This is a genomic window from Ferruginibacter profundus (assembly GCF_054783275.1).
The window spans coordinates 294,565-314,959 of the sequence record NZ_BAAGQW010000002.1 but is presented as its reverse complement, the minus strand read 5'-3'; the positions used below and the strand labels follow the sequence as shown (position 1 = coordinate 314,959).

General features: G+C 36.9%; 16 protein-coding genes. 6 read left to right on the top strand and 10 right to left on the bottom strand.

What is annotated here, in order from left to right; genetic code table 11:
- Nucleotides 1-7: 7 nt before the first annotated feature.
- The 9 genes from ACYVM0_RS11515 to ACYVM0_RS11475 form a co-directional block, all read right to left on the bottom strand.
- Nucleotides 8-631 (bottom strand): TerB family tellurite resistance protein, encoded by a 624-nt coding sequence (locus ACYVM0_RS11515; RefSeq protein ID WP_460557148.1) that lies wholly within the window; start codon nt 629-631, stop codon nt 8-10.
- A 29-nt stretch (nt 632-660) separates the two neighbouring features.
- Complete coding sequence (locus ACYVM0_RS11510) at nt 661-1,278, bottom strand: hypothetical protein (protein WP_460557146.1); 618 nt, start codon at nt 1,276-1,278, stop codon at nt 661-663.
- 6 nt (nt 1,279-1,284) lie between these two features.
- Complete coding sequence (locus ACYVM0_RS11505) at nt 1,285-1,953, bottom strand: conjugal transfer protein TraI (RefSeq protein ID WP_460557144.1); 669 nt, start codon at nt 1,951-1,953, stop codon at nt 1,285-1,287.
- A 52-nt stretch (nt 1,954-2,005) separates the two neighbouring features.
- Nucleotides 2,006-2,398 carry a hypothetical protein gene (locus tag ACYVM0_RS11500; protein WP_460557142.1) on the bottom strand — a complete coding sequence of 131 codons (393 nt, stop codon included), beginning with the start codon at nt 2,396-2,398 and terminating at the stop codon, nt 2,006-2,008.
- Between the two features lie 17 nt (nt 2,399-2,415).
- Complete coding sequence (locus ACYVM0_RS11495; RefSeq protein ID WP_460557140.1) at nt 2,416-4,851, bottom strand: TraG family conjugative transposon ATPase; 2,436 nt, start codon at nt 4,849-4,851, stop codon at nt 2,416-2,418.
- Nucleotides 4,835-5,170 (bottom strand): DUF4133 domain-containing protein, encoded by a 336-nt coding sequence (locus tag ACYVM0_RS11490; RefSeq protein ID WP_460557138.1) that lies wholly within the window; start codon nt 5,168-5,170, stop codon nt 4,835-4,837. The genes ACYVM0_RS11495 and ACYVM0_RS11490 overlap by 17 nt, the downstream gene beginning before the upstream one ends.
- 68 nt (nt 5,171-5,238) lie before the next feature.
- A complete protein-coding gene (locus ACYVM0_RS11485; RefSeq protein WP_460557136.1) occupies nt 5,239-5,574 on the bottom strand; it encodes a DUF4134 domain-containing protein in 336 nt (111 codons plus the stop codon).
- Between the two features lie 98 nt (nt 5,575-5,672).
- On the bottom strand, nt 5,673-5,933 hold the full coding sequence (locus tag ACYVM0_RS11480) for a hypothetical protein (RefSeq protein ID WP_460557134.1): 261 nt from the start codon (nt 5,931-5,933) through the stop codon (nt 5,673-5,675).
- A 299-nt stretch (nt 5,934-6,232) separates the two neighbouring features.
- Complete coding sequence (locus ACYVM0_RS11475) at nt 6,233-7,387, bottom strand: hypothetical protein (RefSeq protein ID WP_460557132.1); 1,155 nt, start codon at nt 7,385-7,387, stop codon at nt 6,233-6,235.
- 329 nt (nt 7,388-7,716) lie between these two features.
- Between ACYVM0_RS11475 and ACYVM0_RS11470 the strand changes: the two genes are divergently transcribed.
- From ACYVM0_RS11470 to ACYVM0_RS11460, 3 genes are all read left to right on the top strand, one after another.
- On the top strand, nt 7,717-8,721 hold the full coding sequence (locus tag ACYVM0_RS11470; RefSeq protein WP_460557130.1) for a type IV toxin-antitoxin system AbiEi family antitoxin: 1,005 nt from the start codon (nt 7,717-7,719) through the stop codon (nt 8,719-8,721).
- Nucleotides 8,708-9,541, top strand: a complete 834-nt coding sequence (locus ACYVM0_RS11465) for a nucleotidyl transferase AbiEii/AbiGii toxin family protein (protein WP_460557128.1) — start codon at nt 8,708-8,710, stop codon at nt 9,539-9,541. Before ACYVM0_RS11470 ends, ACYVM0_RS11465 begins: the two co-directional genes overlap by 14 nt.
- Nucleotides 9,542-10,019: 478 nt before the next feature.
- Nucleotides 10,020-14,702 (top strand): AAA domain-containing protein, encoded by a 4,683-nt coding sequence (locus ACYVM0_RS11460; protein WP_460557126.1) that lies wholly within the window; start codon nt 10,020-10,022, stop codon nt 14,700-14,702.
- A gap of 119 nt (nt 14,703-14,821) precedes the next feature.
- On the opposite strand, the gene ACYVM0_RS11455 is transcribed toward ACYVM0_RS11460, so the two are convergent.
- On the bottom strand, nt 14,822-15,157 hold the full coding sequence (locus ACYVM0_RS11455; RefSeq protein ID WP_460557124.1) for a helix-turn-helix domain-containing protein: 336 nt from the start codon (nt 15,155-15,157) through the stop codon (nt 14,822-14,824).
- 361 nt (nt 15,158-15,518) lie between these two features.
- Here ACYVM0_RS11455 and ACYVM0_RS11450 point away from each other — a divergent pair, with 361 nt between their 5' ends.
- From ACYVM0_RS11450 to ACYVM0_RS11440, 3 genes are all read left to right on the top strand, one after another.
- Nucleotides 15,519-15,776: a hypothetical protein gene (locus ACYVM0_RS11450; RefSeq protein WP_460557122.1), complete on the top strand. Its 258-nt coding sequence runs from the start codon at nt 15,519-15,521 to the stop codon at nt 15,774-15,776.
- A gap of 139 nt (nt 15,777-15,915) precedes the next feature.
- Nucleotides 15,916-17,193 carry a TlpA family protein disulfide reductase gene (locus ACYVM0_RS11445; protein WP_460557120.1) on the top strand — a complete coding sequence of 426 codons (1,278 nt, stop codon included), beginning with the start codon at nt 15,916-15,918 and terminating at the stop codon, nt 17,191-17,193.
- A 5-nt stretch (nt 17,194-17,198) separates the two neighbouring features.
- Nucleotides 17,199-20,384: a SusC/RagA family TonB-linked outer membrane protein gene (locus ACYVM0_RS11440; RefSeq protein ID WP_460557118.1), complete on the top strand. Its 3,186-nt coding sequence runs from the start codon at nt 17,199-17,201 to the stop codon at nt 20,382-20,384.
- The last annotated feature ends 11 nt before the right edge of the window (nt 20,385-20,395 follow it).

Genomic DNA, 20,395 nt, shown 5'->3' with positions numbered 1-20,395 from the left:
GTTTTACTTATTTCACATGATGTAGTTTTTGCATTATGTCCACGTCTGATTTTTCTTTGGAACGCTGGATGCCCAGTATGGAAGTATTGCTATTAAAATATCGCAGAAAAACTATCTTATCCTGCATGCCGGAAAAAATCTGATCAATGCGGTTCAGCCGCTCGTCATCGGACATCCGCAATTGATTGGCAGTTAAAACTTTTGCCAGGTCATCCAAATGTTGCAGACTTTTTTTAAACAGGTTGCTATATACTTTGCTGATATAATCAATCTCTTCCGGTCTGAACCAGTTATTGTTTTTAAACCGGGTGAAGGCTGCTTTGTACTCTTTGACTAATTGTATCTGAAGACTGATAATATCTGCTACCTTTTTATATTTCTGAACCGCAGGACTTACTTTCAGTAAGCCATCCAAAAATGTTTGATGCAAGTTGAAGTTACCTTCGGAAATATTTTTGATGGTGGTATAACCTCCATATAAGATTTCATACGCCTTTTTAAGGTCACTTAAGATTTGTTTGAACTGGGCCAGCTTTTCAATATTCAAAGCCAGCTGCTGCAATTCTTCCGCCTGAGCACTTGCTTTTATGGTACTTACGGATAAGAAGAGTATGATGATTATCTTTTTCATGGTGCATCATTTGATTTTAAAAAATGCTTTTATTTGATTCCATACCAATCCCTGCTTTGTTTTACTTCATTGCCTTCTTTCATTCGCTGCATAGCCATCACCAGTGTTTCCTTAATGAAGTGTTGGGTAAACACGTAACTGTTTTGCATTTGAATATACAGTTCATCAATACGTTTTATCCTCTCATCGTCAGTCATTTGGTATTGGTCTGCAGCCAATACATTATACAGTTCTTCCAGGTTATTGCCTGTATCGTCAAGAAGCCTGCTGAATACTGAATAGATATATTTGATTTCAGTATTGGTGAACTGCTGGCTGGCCTTTATTTGTTTATAACTGCTTTGATAATGTTTAATGATCTGAACCTGTAGGGTAACAATGTCTGCTACTTTTGCCAGTTTTTTTATTTTTGGATTGACGGCTTTTAGTTTATCAAAGAAAATACGGTGAAGGCTAAACTCACCATTCTTAATATCGCCAATAGTAGTGAGTCCGAACTTAGCGATTGCCATTGCCTTTTTCAGGTAGCTGATCAGTACTTCGTTCAATCCAATTTGTTTCAGGTATAATTTTACCTGCTTGGATTGTCCATAAGAGGACATTAAAGAAGCGAATATAATGGTGACCGTAATGAATAACTTTTTCATAACTTTTTATTTAATGCCATACAATGCCCTTACCACATCAATGTCCTGCTGATCTTTTGCCCGGTGCAGGCTGAGTAATTTATTCTGGGTATTAAATTGTACCAGGTCGGCATAGTTTTTATCTACATGTTCTGCAGCCCCGTCTATAATTTCTAACCGCTTGGCATCGGACATTTGTGTGCTGAATGAATTGATCACTATGAAAATCTGGTCAATGTTTTTAGCGCTTTGTTCCAGAATGCCTGCATACACTTTTTCCATATAAGCAATTTCAGCCGCAGTAAAATGCTGATCTTTTTTAAATAAGGCAAAGGCTTTTTTGTAGGCATCTACCAGTAATATATTTTTCTGTGTGAGGTCTTTGATACGCTGGTAATAAGCAATGATGTTTTTCACTTTCTGCAATTCTTCAAAATAATCCTTATACAACTTACGTTGCTTTTCCACCCAGTCGGTGATTTCATCCAGCTTTAATTTAGACATGACATTCTCCAGCTTTTTCTGAGCATTCTGTAACCAGATGGTTTTATTCTGTACTTTCTGTACGGCCAGGTCTATCGCTTTAATAATTTTAATTAATATTTCTTTTATGATGCCAATCTGAGCATGGCTTTGCTGTATAGGAGTCATACTTAATCCAAAACTCAATATCAACATGACTGCAATCTTTTTCATAGCTGTATATTTAAAATAAAATTTATTTTCTTATAGTTTGCTGAACATTAAATCAATGGGATAATTTTATATAACGGGTAGTACCCCACAATAAAACTTTTTTATTTGTATCAAAGGAAAGCGTTGAGCCTGTATTGCTAATGAATACAGTTTTAGTATTCCTGTTATAATTTCCTGTCCAATTTTCCATTTTGTATTCTGGTGGCCTTTTTTTTAATTCATTAAGGAATATTATTTCTACTCTTCTTGTTATTTGATAGGTCTCACTGCCATCAGGAGTCAGCAACTTTATCTCCAGAGTATCTTTTGCTTGCTTAAATTCATTTTGCCATTCTGAAAAATATATCCCTGGTATAAACTCTTTAACTTTATCAGAATTTGAAATCACGTTGCAACCATGCAATAGTATTGCTGAACTTAACAGAAATAAAAATATAGGCTTCATAAATTTTATTTTTGTCTTTAATTATTTTTCATTTCTGCAGCCATTGCGGCAATTCCTTTTTGAATGCTACCATATTTTTGGGCGTAAGCCTGCATTTTAACTTTTTCTGTTTCTTCTGTGGTATAAGCCAGGTATTCTTCTAGCGAAACTTCAGTTCTGTACACACGGGAAAGAATACCACCAAGAGAAATAAAAACCTCTTTATATTTTTTAGTGGGATCATTCGCTTTATTGACAGAGAGGACTAAGGCCTTTTCTTTTTCGGTTAAACCCAGTAATTCCTGAATCTGGTCGAACTTATTCTGATACTTACTCTGATCCAGTAATATCTTGCAATCACTATTATTGATAATGGCCTGTTTTACTACAGGAGAGGAGATGATATCTTCAACCTCTTGAGTTACCACAATTGCCTCTCCAAAAAATTTGCGTACCGTTTTAAAAAGGTATTTGATGTATTCTGCCATGCCTTCTTTAGCGATGGCTTTCCATGCTTCTTCAATCAATATCATTTTACGAATGCCTTTCAGTTTACGCATTTTTGAAATGAAGACTTCCATGATAATGATGGTAACTACCGGAAATAATATCGGGTGATCTTTAATATTGTCCAGTTCAAAAACTATAAAAGGTTGCTGTAATAAATCGAGGTTCTCCTTAGCATTAAGTAGGTAATCAAATTCACCACCGTTATAATAAGGTCGTAATACGTAAAGGAAATTGCTTACATCAAAATCCTTATCCTTTACATTATCTCCCAGCAATACGGTGACAAATTCATCTTTCAAAAATTCATAAAAGCTGTCAAAACAGGGAAACAAATCAGGTTTTTTCTCCAGCTTATCAAAATATAATTGCAGTGCATTGGAGAGCGCCACATATTCACTACGGTTATACGTTTCATTATCTTTTTTCCATAATGCCAGTAACAATGTTTTAATACTTTCTTTTTTTTCTGTATCCAACACATCACCATAGCCAATGTAGAATGGGTTAAAACGAATAGGATCCTTTTCCGAATAGGTGAAATAATAACCATGCACCATATCGCATAAACCTTTGTAAGAATGTCCTACATCTACCAGCACCACATGAGTACCTTGCTCGTAATAGGAACGCACCATATGATTGGTGAAAAAAGATTTGCCACTACCGGAAGGGCCAAGAATAAATTTATTACGATTGGTACAGATGCCTTTATTCATAGGCTCATCAGAAATGTCAACATGGACCGGCCTTCCAGTTAAGCGGTCTCCTAACCGTATGCCAATGGGAGAGAGCGATGACTTGTAATTGGTTTCCATATTAAAGAAGCAACAGGCCTGCGGTGAGAAAGTGTCGAAAGTGTCATTCATAGGAAAGTCGGCTGCATTACCTGGAATGCCTGCCCAGAATATTTGTGGTGCCCCTTCGGTCTCAATTTTAGGAGTGGCATCCATTTGCGTTAGCGCCGAAGAACAGAGATTGCGAATTACTTTTAATTCATTTCTGTTAGATGTCCATGCCAGGATATTAAAATGTGCTTTCACCGGAAGCCTTTGCTCAGCAATCGCTTCATTTAAAAACTGGTCGGTGGCTTCCTTTGCAATACTGTTTTCCCTGCTGTAAGCGGATAGTGATTGTAAACGCAGGCGCTTGCTTTCCAGTTTCTGCAAGGTCTTTGGACTGTCTTCAATAAATACATACTGGTTATAGATATGATTGCAGGAAAGCAGTTGTCCTACCGGTGAAGCAAACCCTACACTGAATTTTGTTTTGTCCGTAGAATATTTATCATAGTTGATCCTTGAACCACATAGCGACGGAACAAACTGGGCATCAGCCATGGTGTATAATTGGCAATGGTTTTCGCCGATCATCCATTCCGGATGAAAGACAATATCCCTTAAGGTTTCATCATCAGATTGCAGGTTGATATACTGGCTGACAATATTAATAAGTTCATCATTGTTTAATTTTTTTAAGATCACAAATCCACTGTCCGATAATATCTTTTCAAACTGTCCGATATGGTTCATGAAATCATGGAAGTGTTTCGGCGGGATCGTCTCTTCCGGCACCATACTTCTTTTTAATAAACTGGAGAATACTGAAGTAGATACTTTTCGGTTAGCAGGTTTTTTAGTCAGGAAAATATACGCCTGGTGATCAAGGAATGGCCGTTCATTAAAAAACCGGTCACTGCTGCGGCTAAGAAAACTATTATCTTCTTTTATGAATTGTGGCTTAAAACTGTTTTCTGTAAACCAGTCTTGTTTGTGTAATATAGAATGTGGAGGTAATACTTTTATGGCCTTAATCCATGCATGATGCAGGGCTTCGTATTCTTCATTGCTTAAAGTAAACAGTTCCGGTAATTCAATTTTAAAAGCGGCCGTAATATCCCCCATTTTAGAAAGCAGTGCATCATTTTCTGCACCATACAACGGTAACAGATCAAAAATATTTTTCATGACGCAATGCTTTTTTAAGTAATTGAATGGAATAATTCTTTATGACTTTTGGAACAGCTTTACGGGCTACTTTTTTCATTAGACCAAATTCGCCGTAACGGTGACTAAGCCTATATACATAGAGGAATAATGCTGTGCCGAGTGCAACGATTACAAAAAGGCAGAAGAAAATATTGATACCACAGATATACATGATAGCAAAGATGATCAGCAGCGTGACCAGTCCTCCTCCGAGATACCAGATATATTGAGCCTTTAACCCCCGGAATTCAACGGGTTTATTGATACCTTTATTAATTTGATAGACACTATTATTCACGATGCTGACCCTCCTTTCCTCTTTATGTCCTGTTTATAACTCTTAATTCATTTTCTCTAATGGATGAATTAAATGCCAAAGAAGCTTTTAATTACGGTGGCAACCACCACTAAAAAAACACAACTTCCAAACCAGGCAGCAGCCACTTTACCCGTATCATGATCACCGCTATTCCATTTCTGGTACACTTTAACTGCACCAATTAAACCTACAACGGCACCTACTGCGTACATCAGGTTCGTGCCTGCTGCAAAATAGCCACGCACTTTGGTGTTGGCTTCATTGATACCAGCATTACCGTCCTGTGCCTTTACTACCAGATTTAAAAAGATCAACACCACTACGGCAAATAATGCTCTTGATTTTTTAGCAACCATCTTAAATATTTTCATCGTCTTTTTCATATTGCACAATTTTTAATGATAAATAATTTAGAAAGCTCCATCCCCGTTTTCCCTTCACTAACCCATCTGCATCTACAGGGATGGAGCAACATAAACCCTCAACCATTCCACAACATACCTGCCTCTTCATCACTTAATACGATGGAACAATTATTTTCACATTCACTGATAATAGTTTTTGTTATGTCTGGTTGCATCTCGGAGTTTTTTAAAACAGCATATTTTTTTAAGAGTAATTGCAATCCATATTGCAGTTCTGTTTTGTTGTATTGATTGCCTGCTGAAGCAGCGAATGCTTTTACTTCATCTTTCAGGTTTGATCCCAACGCATCAATGTCACTTCCTTCTTGTATTTGCATTGTTTGGTTTGATGGGAGGGGTGTACCTTGTTTTCTGAAGGCAATTTGCTGGCGGAATATCAGAGCCAAATCCTGCCTGTAATAAAGGAATAAAATAGCGCTGTAATAGATTGCCAGTAATATCGCACATACAGTTAAATATGTCTGCCAGGAAATTGATTGTAACATGGTGAATCTTTTTATTAATTTAAATGCTTAAACAAAAATAGTATCTCAAATTACCTTTTTCACTCCCAGCCCTCCATGTAGCCCTGTTAACTAACTGATACTTATAGAAGATAAATTTTAAAATATTTTTCCTAACCAATTTTTCTGCTCAAATGCAATAACTTCATTAATATATCATACACGGTACGCTTAGTATTGGCTTCGATTTTATAATATTTGCCGTGAAGATGTCCGTAAGAAAAATTTTCTTTGTGCATCGTAGTGAAATTATTAGCGACTACTTTTAATAATTCTGACTGGTTGGTATTGGTGATGAGTTGTTCTTCTTTCAGCAGGCGGAACAGCAAAGCCAGTTGAGGTACTGAAAGAGAAGTATGTATCTTGGTTTCCGTTCCATTTGCTGCCGGGCTTGCTGCAATAATCGTTTGTTCCATTTCATGAAAATAAATTTCTTCACTCAGCCAGTTGACGATTTGCTCTTTTAGCCCGGGCAGTTCTGAATATAAAATATGATCAGGTTTCACCATTACCTGGTTAGCTTCCTTTAATTGGTATTTTAATATCCTTAGTTTTCCCTGTACTGATTCTTCTTCCGCTACAAGCAAGTCCAGTTCATTTATATAATACAGGCTGATATCAGGGAGATTATAATCCAGGCTCACCAGTATTTTTTTTATTGTTACTGCAATATCTTCGGGTGCAGCTGTAACATCAAAGGCTAAAAATTCATTCGTCGCAGTTTTGATATACTGCGCCTGTTCGTAAGAAATGCTGTCAGTGGTTACAAAATGTTCAAGTGGTTGAAGGATTAATTTTATCAACTTATCATTAATGATGGTGCGCTTTAATGCTGCTGTAATCGTTTCAATTTTTGGTTGTATCTCTTTACTGATATGCTCTATTTTTATGCAGGGCATTTTTTGTTCCATGTTAAAATACCTGGCATAATGAACCTGCAAAAAGCAAAGCAATTCATTGAGGTGATCAAAAAGGTATTTGGATAGTTCCCAATATTCATCCTGTTTTTTTATTCCTTTCCTGTACACATACAACTGATCCATCAGGCGGATAAATACAGACTGGTATTTATCAATCAATAACTGCAATGCTTTTTCTTCGCTGGCATTAAATACTTCCTCCATAATGTGCAGCCTGATCTTTTCTTTTTCTTCATTACATTCCAGGATGATGCTGCCGATAGCATCTTTCTTGATGGTATTGTTCAGTTTATTGCAGGAAGAAATAGAAGTAATAATCTGGTCAAATTTTTCTATTGTGTAATTCATAGACTCCTTTTTACATATTCTAAAATTGCCTTTGATTGATGAGCCGGGTTGCTGCGGTAGGAAGAGTTGACCACAAATTATCAGGTATGGCCTTTTTTTAGTTTAGCAAACGGGAGTTTATTTATTCCTGCAAAAGCTTTTATAGGACACAGTAAGATTATCCAGCCTGTCATTTACTAAATCATTGATAATTAATAATATAAATCTATGTAAATGTATTTTATTCTGTTCACGTTACGTGAACAGAATAAAAAAGTGAACAAAACTTGCAGTAATTAATAAATGTTCACTAAATTTGCTTGTTCACGTTACGTGAACTAATTCTATTTATGAACGAAACTGAAATTACATATAAGGCACTAGAACGGCTGACTGAACAAACTGGCATCACCGGAGAGTTTACACCAAAGGGAAATGGGGTGGATGGAGAGTTGGATTTATACATCAATCTTAAAGGGCAGCACCTGTTTGTAGAAGCAAAGAGGGAACTCAGGCAATACCAGTTACCCGCAATACTTGAACTGGCCAAACAATACCAGCCGTTGCTAATAGTGGCAGAGAATATTTTTCCTGCGCTCAAAAAAATACTGCGGGATAATAAAATTGGATACCTTGATACCGCCGGTAATATCTATTTACACACGGAAGATAATTATGTATGGATTGATGGTAACAAACCTGTTGGGGAAAAGAAAAAGGTAACCAACAGGGCTTTTACCAAAACAGGGTTAAAAACGGTGTTCTATTTATTATTGCACCAGGATGCAGTTAATATGCCGTATCGCAGGTTGGCAGAAGCCACAGATGTAGCATTGGGGAATATTAAAAACGTTATTGAAGGACTGAAGGAAGCAGGATTTATTTTACAAATAAACGACAACACTTTAGCATTACAGAATAAAAAAGTACTGCTGGAAAGATGGGTTACAGGATACCGGGAAACTTTAAAACCAACTTTGTTACTGGGCACGTACCGCTTTTGGGATGAGAAGAAATTATTGAATTGGAAAGCGCTGCCGTTACCCGATAAAATTGCAGCAACTCAATGGGGTGGGGAACCTGCGGCCGAAATTTTAACTAATTACCTGCGGCCACAAACACTAACGCTTTATACGGAGCAGAAAACAGTATTTATAACGAAATGGACATTAATGCCCGATGAAAACGGGCCGGTACAGTTTTACAAAAAATTCTGGAAGGATGAATTGCCGGACAAAGAAAACTATGCACCACCCTTACTGGTATACGCAGATCTTTTAATCACTGATGATCCCCGCTGCAGAGAAACTGCACAAATGATTTACGATAAATATTTACAGCATGAATTTGAATAATATTAGGGAAGGAGAGTTGAAAGATTTGTTTGATGCACTGGAAGAGGCGTTTGAGGCTACCGGTACAGACTATTATATCATTGGCGCATTAGCAAGGGATGTATGGTATTCAAGAGGCAATAAAACATTCCGGCAGACTAAAGATGTTGATCTGGCCATACTGGTAGGCAGCCAGGAAGATTACAATGCCATAAAACAATATCTTTCCCAAAACAAAGGTTTTACCGCTACAAAGAATAATTCATTTGTGATGCTCACCCCCGCAGGTGTGCAGGTGGATATTCTTCCCTTTGGTGAAATTGAAATTGATGACGGCGTAACCATAACCGGTACAGGACTATCCAATATAAAAGTGAATGGGTTTATGGAAGTGTACAAGTTTGGTACCGAGGAGATTGAAATGCAAACTGGCCATCAGTTTAAGATTGCCACCTTGCCGGCAATTGTTTTGTTGAAATTGATTGCTTTTGATGACCGGCCAGAAATGCGCTCAAAAGATGCCAGGGATATTGCGAATATTGTGGCACATTTTTTTGATCTACAGGCTGATTTTATTTACAGGGAACATGTGAATTTGTTTACCGAAGAAGAAAGTTACCGCACTCTTGAGCAAATTGCTGCCATTGTAATAGGAAGGGAGATCAGTAAAATTGTAGCATCAAACAAAACTATTAAAGAACGGTTGCAGCGCATATTAAAAACACATATTGAACTTGGTGCCGATAGCTTGTTTGTAAGAAATATGGTGACGGAAACTGGCAGTACAGTAGAAGGGAATGTGCAGGTTTTGCAAAATATGCTTTTGGCACTGAATGGCTAACCTGATAAAACAGTTGTCGGGGAACCTAATTAAACTCTACACAAAATTGCTAAAACAAATGCCTTCTTAAATTAAGATAAGAAAACTTTTAGGATATCCCGGATAGCAGATCATCACCCTAATTGAAGATGATGCCACATAAATCCCACATAATTGCGATATTACTACCATTGCTTATAAGTTACAGGTAATAATAAATACTTGACAATCAATAGTATTTTAATGATTCATTATTGTTTTAGTTCCCACAAATAGCCACATAAGCTTGGTCAGATGACGTTGGGAATAGGCTTTGGATATCGGTATATGGATTTCATTGATGACACGGTTACGACCCTCAGGTTGACAGTATATCTATACATTCTTAAACGAAGCAATTTGCTCACTAAATTGTTAATTTTCGATGTTAAAAAAATGAAATATAGCGTGCAATATCATATATATTTGTAAAAGGGGTATTTAACCCGACTACTCTAATATGCCAGATCAGGAAACGAAACACAATACCCCTTTACAGAATCTGTTTTATTACATTCGGGACTTATATAACACGTCTGACCCTTGCTATGACTTTGAAAAGGAAACCAGTAACACCAAGACAGAAGACGGAAATTATTGGAAGGTTTCAAAACTCATATCACTTGCCAAACAATGCGAACAAAAAAAGATTAATGAATTTTCTTTTGCAGTCGGTACTAAAATAAATGTAGGTGATTATATCCTGAAAGTAAAACGTATTCCAATTCCAGCAGAACCCAAAATCCCATTTGAAATAACTGATTGGACTTTATTAAATCGGTCTTTAAATGTTCCAGCTGTTTCATTTAAAAAGGAATTAGAAGTAGTTGAAAAATTTGAACAATCTGAACAACGAATAAAGGATTTAGAAAAATACAAACAACAATCGCAAAGTGCATTATTCAATTTGACACTTCCACCATCTTTAGACGGTTGGATAGATTTGTCTGACAATAAAATTTTACGAAAGACTGAAAAGAAAGTAATTGTTTTATTTACAGACAATGAAAACAGAGTAAGAACGGCAAACAATTTTCAAAAAGAATTTACTGAATATCATACCAAGTACGAAACGCCTTTAAAGACAAACAAAGTTTATGATGCTTTGCATACACTTCATTATGAACTTAAAGGAAAAGATACCAAACGACTTTATATTTCTTTTGGCTTAGTGTGCGGAAAAATTGGAAATCAAAATTATCGCAACTTCCTTTTTAATGTTCCATTAAAGCTAAGTTTGAGAAGCCAAGAAATAACTTTAGAAACTGACACATTTTCAAGTAAGATATTTAGTGAGCAGTATTTTGTTGAATTACTTGACAGTCATTTCAAAAACGAACACACTACAATAGTTGAACAAAGGAAAAGAGAAGTATTATTATCAATTGACAACTTCAACTCAAAACAAAAAGAGTTTCTTTTTGATACGGACTTTGTAAGAACAGAATTTTATAACAAAGGCTTAGAAACATTGGGTGTATTTGCTCAAAAAGAAGATACTTTCTTCAAAAATGAAGAACTAAACTTTGAATTTGAAAATTCACCAATAACCACCCAGATAACTTTTAGCTTCTCACCTATCATTCAAACTAAAGTAGTTGAAAGCCAAATTGCAATTTCAAAAGACGCAAACAACATCATTAATAAAATAAATGAACTACAAGCCAGCGGCTTGTTGCATTTAATTCCTGACTTTTTCAAAAAACTCTTTTTAATTGACGGTTTAGAAATAGAAACGAAACAACGTTCAGAAGATAATAACTATTCAAACGACACCAATAAACGTTCAGGAGATTTTAGCGAAAAAAATCATCGTTCATTATTTCCATTACCATACAACGATGAACAGTTTGAAATTGCAAAACGATTAAACGAGCAAGATGCCGTTACCGTAAAAGGTCCACCAGGAACAGGCAAGAGCCATACAATTGCAAATCTTATTTCCCATTTCGTAGCACAAGGAAAATCTATACTTGTTGTTTCTCATAACGCAAAAGCATTAAGCGTATTAAAAGACAAATTACCAAGAGCAATTCAAGACCTTGCAGTTTCATTAGTAAACGAAGGAAAAGGCAATGAAAGCCTTAAAGGTTCGGTTAATGCAATCATTCGCAATTTGGCACAACGATATGAAGAAAGCAAAGTAACAGAGTTGGAAATGCAATTGACCAGCCTAGAAAAAAGGTATGCTGACACCTTAAATGAAATTTACAAAGTTGTTCAAGCCAATGCAAAAAGCTACAAAGTTTTCAATCCATTTAACAACAACATAGAAGAAAAAACGGCTTATGAATGGGCAGTTTTTCATTTTGAACAAAGCAACTATCAAACAGAATTTATCAAAGATGTTGTTGCTCATAATACCGACACAAACGGATTAATTGAAAAATTAATTTCACTTGCATCAATTGGCAACAACTTAAAACAAGACGACTTTGAGTTAATTAATTTCCAGTTTTTATCCGATGACAAGTTTTTAGAATTAACCGAGTTACGAAAAATAGAAATACAGCTAACAGAAATAAACGAAAAAATTAATGTTGCTGATTACAACGCAATACAACCAAATACACTAACCGAAAAGCTAAAGAAAGAAATTGCCGAATTTGAAACACAATATGAAAAATTTGAAATACAACCAATTCCAAGTATAATCTATAAACATTCAAATTATAATAGTGGGTTACTCAAAAATATTTTAAAGCAAAATGAAAATTTAAGAGAGCAAGTTCAATCAGCAGAAGATAAACTACTTTCCTTTCAACTTGATTTATCAGCAATAGAAGATACAGACCCCGATATTTTACATCAACAAATCAACCAATTGATTGTAAAATTTGCGGGAAACAAAACCATTGGTTGGCTTACTAAAAGTTTGTTAGACAAAAATCTAAAACGCTTTTTTGATTGCAAAGTAAATTTCATTCCTGCAAATGAAGTTGAGCACTTCAAAATAATGGAAACAGAAATAAATAAAAGGAAATGCTTAAAACAACTTTCAATTACTTTCAATAATTACCTAAATACTTTTGGCTTACCCACCCAAACAAATATTCAAGAAGCGTTAAAAGAACTTGACTTTGCAGTTGATTTCGCTGAAAAGGTTTCAGTTTTCAATAACGAGTTAAGAGAGAAAAACCTACCACAAGTTTCTATCAATTCAACAGATGTAAAAAGCAAATTAACCTACTTAAAAAACATAAAATATTATTCAGACCATAAAGATGCTACGAACTTTTTAAAGGAAACAAAACATAAACTAACCAGTTATAGCAAAGCCCATCATCTAATTTACAAAATAGCTGATGCTATTGAAAACGTTGATAGAGCTTCCTATGAATTGTACTTAGATGAATATAGAAGCAGAAGAGAAAAACAAACCCATTCTTTGGAATTTGACAGACTTTTTAAAGAAACTGCTATCGTTCTTCCCTTAACTACAAATGCTATTAAAAGCCTTTGTAGTTCAGGCACTTCATTTATTGTAAACAAAGAAGTAAGTGAAATAGATATTTTCTTTTTGAAAATTAATGACTTCCTGACTGCCGTGACAAATCAAACAAAAGGTTCTGACAAATTGCTGTCAAACCTTCAAACTATTAAAAGAAGTATTGAAAAGCAAACAGCAGATATTATTTCATACAAAACGTGGTATCACAAATCAAAGAATGTTAGCGACACACAAAAAGCTGCTTTAAATGCGTGGCTTAATGACCTTATAAATATTGGCAAAGGATATGGAAAAAACACAGCAAGAAATATTGCATCTGCAATTACAAATATGCAAGTTGCAAAAGGTGCAGTTCCTATTTGGATTATGCCACAGGACACAGCCGTAACCTTTTTTCCAGATGCTGCACCAGAGCAATTTGATTTACTAATCATTGACGAGGCAAGCCAATGTGATATTAGCAGCCTTAATCTTGTTTTTCGTTGTAAAAAGTGTTTGATAGTTGGCGATGAAAACCAAACTTCAGTCGTTGCCGACAGAAGTATTTTTACAATTGAGCGAACCAATGAAATGCTTGATAAATACTTAATTTCTCACAGGTTCAAAACGCAGTTTGACGTAAACAATAAGAACAATAGTATTTACACAATCAGCGGTGTTATCTATCCCAACATTGTAACACTAACCGAACATTTTAGATGCTTACCTGAAATTATTGGTTACTCAAATCAATACGTTTATAATTCGGACATTGTTCCTCTCAAAACTGCAACAGAGAAAACATTTGGCGAACCTGTAGCTATTCACTATGTTGAAGATAATTACCTTGATGAACAAAAACCATTGATTGTTCAAAAAGTAATTGAACAAATTGAAAGTTATATTATTGACTTCCAAGAAGAACGATTAAAGACACTTCCAACTATTGGTATCTTGACATTGGACAGTTCTAATATTAAGCACCAAACTTTATTAATCAGACAAATATCACAGAACGAATTAATCAAACAGTACGAAGATAAGTTGGAGTTGCTAATCGGCACTTCAAGAGAGTTTCAAGGCGATGAAAGAGATATTATGTTTATGACAATAACTGCAAGTCATAGTTTCAGCGAAAAAAATAATTTTGACATCAGACCGCCTCGTTCAGCAGGTACAGAAGAATATATGCGGATTTTTAATGTTGCAGCAAGCAGAGCAAAAGAAAAGTCGGTTGTTATTCACAGTATTCACCCTGACGCAGTTAGTATTATGAACCCTGACTGTTACAGGAAAAAACTTATTGACTATTACACAAACAGCCAAAATAAAACTAACAAACAAACCGCAGTTATAAACTTGCAGACACTTCTTAACAAGACAGATGCAAATTCAGGCGACTTTGAAAAAAGTGTTTGCAAACTTCTTTACAATAATGGTTTGGGTGACTTTATATTTCCACAGTTTGAAGTTGGTAAGTATTGTATTGACTTCGGACTTATTAAAAACAATAAAAAATTAGCAATAGAGTGTGACGGCTTTACATATCATTCAGGGGTTGTAAAAATACAAGAAGACATAAACAGACAACTCATTTTAGAAAGAGCTGGTTGGCGTTTCTATCGAATACAAAGTACAGATTGGTTTTACCGTAACTCCGAAGTAAGTTCTGATCTAATAAATTGGGTTGCTGACAATTCTACTGACAAATAAATTATTGCTGACAAATTTTTAAGTTTCAAATTTTTTTAAATTGGATTTAAAAACTTTAGTATTTAATAAAGCTAAAAATTAAATAAATAAGTTTTCCAATAAATTTTGGTTTTACAAATTTAAAACTCGACTAATTTGGAAGGTTTTATTTCTAATGCATTTGCTAAGGCAATTACCATTGTTATTGAGGGATTACTTTCTCCTTTTTCTATTCTATGTATCTGGCTAAAATCAACATCCGCAATATCACTTAGCTTTCGAATACTTAATTTTTTACTTTTTCTAAGTAATTTTAAATTTTGACCAAATTCTTTCAAATATTTGTCATCTCTTGTGTTATTCATTAGGGAAAGATGGCAGAAAATTAAATTTTTATTGTAGGATAGTATCCATACATATAAAAAATCAATTATCTTCACTAAAGTAATTATTTTAATAAATTTGCGATACTTCATAAAATAATTTGAAGCATTCGCTTTGAGTCTCATCCTGAAATCTGGTAAATTAAAGCACATGAGACAATAAGTAGAATGCCCACGTTAAGGCGTGGGCTCTCTTATTCGTGTGCAAGGCTTACCAGAGCCTCAGGACGGTAAGTTGGGTCTACGCCATTTTTGTTTAGCCTAAAGCTACACTGAATAGCTCGACTCCTGGTAAAGCAGAAGCACCATTCGAACACATCCCACCAGATAACTTCAGACTCTTTTTAGATTATTGTTATTGACTTGTATCGCTTTATTGCTGTTATATCCTTTGAAATCTCATCCTTGTAATAACAATATTCCAATTGAATAGGCTTAAACAAACTTTATGCAAATGGTTAGTAAGGAAAATACTGCTGCCTGGTTATACTATCATCCGCTGCTGGTGCGCTATGCCAGGAGAATTGTTAATGATCAGGAAGCTGCTGCAGTGCTGGTAAAAAAGGTATTGGCAGATCAGTTTGTACTGGATGGTTTGCAGGAAACTGAACGGTTGCGCCAGTTGTTAAAAACAGATACGCTTCACAGTTGCTGCTGCTATACACAAGTCCAGATATTTGATCGTTCACCGGTAAAATTGCCGTTCAGATAATTATTCCTATGAGAAATGTATACTATAACCCTTTTATTAGTTGGCTCAAAACCCTATATGAGCGCAAACCCAAGAACCCCACCTGATATAGCCCTGACCATAGTATTTTAATTTATTAACTCAAGTAAAAACGATTGCAATGAAATGCTTCTATTGCTTAATACTATTGTTATGCCCATTCGGCAGCTTTGCTGCAAATCCCCCCTTTAAAGCTTTAAAGGTTGGCGATAAAGTACCGGATATTTATTTTGAAAATATTATACATAGTACTGCTCATAAAGCCAATTTATACAGTTTTAAAAAGAAACTGATGATTCTTAATTTCTGGGCCACTACCTGCGGCACCTGCATTCATAAATTGCCCCTGCTGGATTCGATGCAGGCGCAGTATCCGGCAGACCTTTCGGTTTTGCTAATTAATTCTTCTGTATCGGATTCAAAGGAAAAAGTAGAAAAATTATTTAAGCGCATCACCAATGGGGATGCAAGAGGTTTCGGGTTGCCTGTGATAATAGGGGACACGATTGCTAACCAACTCTTCCGGCATAAATATGTACCTCATTATGCATGGCTAAATGCCGACTTCACCATTGCGGCCATAACTGGTTCCGAAGACTTGGTGGCTGAAAAAATCCAGTCCTTTATTGAGGGCAAAAAAGTGACTTTTTTCAATAAAGAGGATATGGAAGATTTTAAACCCGGCAATCCATTATTCATTGCAGGAAATGGAGGTAATGGAAGTCAGGTGATGGCACGTACCACATGGAGCAATTTTATCAGTGGGCTTCCTACTGGTACCTATGTTGGTAAGGATAAGGACAGCAAAATTAACAAGCTGCTCTTTACTAATTATCCACTATTGAATTTGATCCTTTATGCTTATGATATAAAATCCGGTGGATTTAATATTCAGATGGAACCAGATGTCAGCAGGAATTTATCATTGGAAGGGCAACCAGATGACTGGATAGCAGCGCACAGTTTTACCTATGAACTGATCACGCCGCCAGTGTCACTGCACACTGCAAAACAATGGATGCAGCAGGACCTGCTGCGCCAATTTGGTTACAGCGTCAGCTGCAAAATTGTTCCGGTTAATTGCTGGGTGATTCAAACTGATACTTTGCTGTTAAAAGCCTACAAATCAAAGGGTGGTAACAAAACAAATAATCTGGCAGATTCTGACAGGCCTTTTTTGCACAACCGTCCCGTGAGTGATATCATGGAGTTCTTTCAACGGCAAGTTTCCATACCAGTGGTGAATGAAGCAGCACCGCTACTGATAGATATTGAACTGCCTGCCTACAACTCATTTAATGTAAAAACATTTGCTGCTCTTCTTGCACGCTTTGGTATTTACCTGAGGGAAGAACAGCGCAATCTTACTCAGTATTTTATTTTTCATCAACCAAACTAATGCACATGAATAAATTATTTTTAAGCAGCTTCCTGTTTTTTTGCTGCAACCTGCTGTTTGCACAAGATGCAATCATTCAGGGCAAAGTGCTTGCCTACGGCAACGGTGAGCCATTGGGAAATATCGTGATAAAATTAAAAAATAGTAAACGGGTAATGGTGACTAATCCGTCCGGCGCTTTTAGTTTCCGGCTTTCCGGCCTTGACACCATGGAAATCGATAATATGAATTACCAGCGGTTTCGCATAACTGTTAGTAGCAGTACTCAGGTGCCGCTAATTATCCGGTTGATACCTATGGAGAAAATGATGGATGAGGTAGTAGTGAATACCGGCTACCAATCTGTTCCAAAAGAGCGGGCAACCGGGTCCTTTGTTGCCATCAATAAAGATTTATTTAATCAGCAATCTGGAACTACAGTTTTAGACCGTCTGGAAAACATCAGCAACGGATTGTATGTAGATCGAAAAACAAATGGGAATAGCAAAATTGTGATCAGGGGCTTAAGTACTATCCAGGGGCCAAGGGCGCCACTGATTGTACTGGATGATTTTCCTTACGAAGGTGACCTGCAGAATATTAAACCGGAAGATGTAGAGAGTATCAGCATTTTAAAAGATGCCGCTGCCGCCTCCATTTGGGGTACCAGGGCAGGTAATGGTGTAATTGTAATCACTACAAAGAAGGGTAAATACAATCAGCCTATCCGGGTTGAACTGAGTAGTAATGTTCTGATTACTGATGCACCTGATTTGTCGACCCAGCAAACTATTCGTCCAGCTGACTTTGCTTCAGTGGAACAATTTCTCTATGCAAAAGGATTTTATAACAGCCAGTTAAATTCGACACCATGGCTGGCGGTATCACCTGTAGTGGAATTATTAAGGCAAAGAGATAAAGGCATTATTACGCCTGCACAGGCAGATGCTGCGATTAATATACTCGCTTCCCATGACCTTAAGGACGATTTTAATAAGTACGTGTATCAACGGGGGATTAATTTTCAGCAGGCAATTACTGTAAAGGGAGGAACGAAGAATATGAACTGGAATCTTTCTGGTGGCTGGGACAAAAATTCAGGAGTACTAGATAATCAATACAACAGAATAAACCTACGCAGCAGTCAATCATTCCGGCTGACCGATCAACTGGAGTTAACTACCGGAATAGATTATACGCAGAGTACTACGCAAAGCGGACGTTTGGGCTTTGGACAGTTACGTCCTTTTAATGGTTTACTTCCCGCTTATACCAGCCTCGCCGATGCCAACGGAAATGCGGTGCCTGTAATGTACCAGTACCGTAAAACCTATACTGATACGGTGGGTGGCGGAGTCCTGCCAGACTGGAACTGGTATCCCCTCACAGATTATGCCAATACCAGGAGTACTGGTAAACTCCAGGCAATGATGGCTAATACAGGGCTTTCCTATAAGATGAGCAAAACATTTTCACTGAATCTGAAATATCAATATGGCCGGCAACAAAATACAGATGCTGTGTTATATAGCCCGGACAGTTATTTTGCCCGGAATTTTGTGAACAGCTATACTGTGATCAACCGAGCCAACGGCAAACTCACCTATAATGTACCGCAGGGAGGTATACTGGACCAGGGTAATGGAACACTGGAAACACAAAATGTAAGAGGGATGCTGAACTATAGTAAAAGTTCGGCTAAGAACGATATTACAGCCATTGCCGGGGCTGAATACAGGCAGGTAAAAAACAACTACAGCAGTTACAGGTTTTACGGCTATGATCCTGATCTGCTCACCTATGGTACGGTGGATTATAAAACGGCATTTCCCAATTTGCTCACCCGCAGCAGTAGTCAAATACCGGCAAACATGAGCGTATCACAAACACTAAACCGGTACATTTCATTTTTCGCCAACGGGGTTTATACGTTTAAAAAAAAGTATACGGTTTCAGCAAGTGCAAGGCGTGATGCTTCTAATCTTTTTGGTGTTTCAGCCAATAACCGCTGGTCACCCTTATGGTCAACTGGTGCATCGTGGGACATAGGAAAGGAGACATTTTTCAGGGTGCCTGTAAGCAACTCATTAAAGCTACGGGTAAGCTATGGGGTGAGTGGTAATGCTGACCCTTCTAAATCTGCTGTTACTACGCTATTGGTAACAGGAAATTCTGCATATACCCAAACGCAGGAGGCGAGGATCACACAGTTCAAAAATGCTGAACTGGGCTGGGAAAAGGTAAAAATGCTCAACCTGGGTATTGATTTCGGCCTTTGGAATAACCGTCTTCGTGGAACGGTGGAATATTATTATAAAAAAGGCCTTGACCTGTTTGGAACGCAACCCATCGATTATACGGGACTGGCATTTGACAGGGTAACAAAAAATGTAGCTGCAATTTCGGGGCATGGATGGGATATTAGTTTGAACAGTCAGAATATTAAAGGTGTATTGTCATGGAACACCATGCTCAACCTGAACTTTAATAAAGACCGGGTAGTCAAAAACTACCTGGTCAACCAACAAGGCAGTAACTATACTTTGGGGGGTGCTATATCTGCCGTAGAAGGCCATCCTGTATTTGCACTGTACGATTATAAATGGGCAGGGCTGGACCCTGCTACCGGCGACCCGATGGGTGTATACCAGGGCGCATCCAGTAAAAATTACACGGCTATTACAGGGAGCGGTACACTAATTGCAGATATGCAGTATATCGGCCCTAGTTTACCCACTGCCGTTATTTCACTGGGCAATACTTTTATTTGGAAAAACTTTTCATTGAATGTTAATATCACCGGAAAGTTTGGTGCCTGGTTCCAGCGCAGCTCTGTTAACTATGGCAATCTTTTTAATAACAGGGATGGCCATACAGATTATTCATTAAGATGGCAACAGCCGGGAGATGAGTTGCACACGACCATTCCTTCCATGATTTATCCATTCAATCTGCGGCGTGATAATTTTTATACTTACTCCTCCGTTCTTGCCACCAGGGGAGATTTTATCAGGTTACAGTATATCACCCTGGGGTATGACCTCAAAAGAAAACAGGGAAATAAGTCTCCTTTTGAAAGCATACAATTCTACATGAATGCCAATAACCTGGGCTTGCTTTGGAGGGCTAATCAATTTAATATAGATCCTGAATACAGCAACACCATTCCTCCTTCGATGAATCTGGCGATTGGTGTAAGGGCTGCTTTTTAACCATTAAAAAT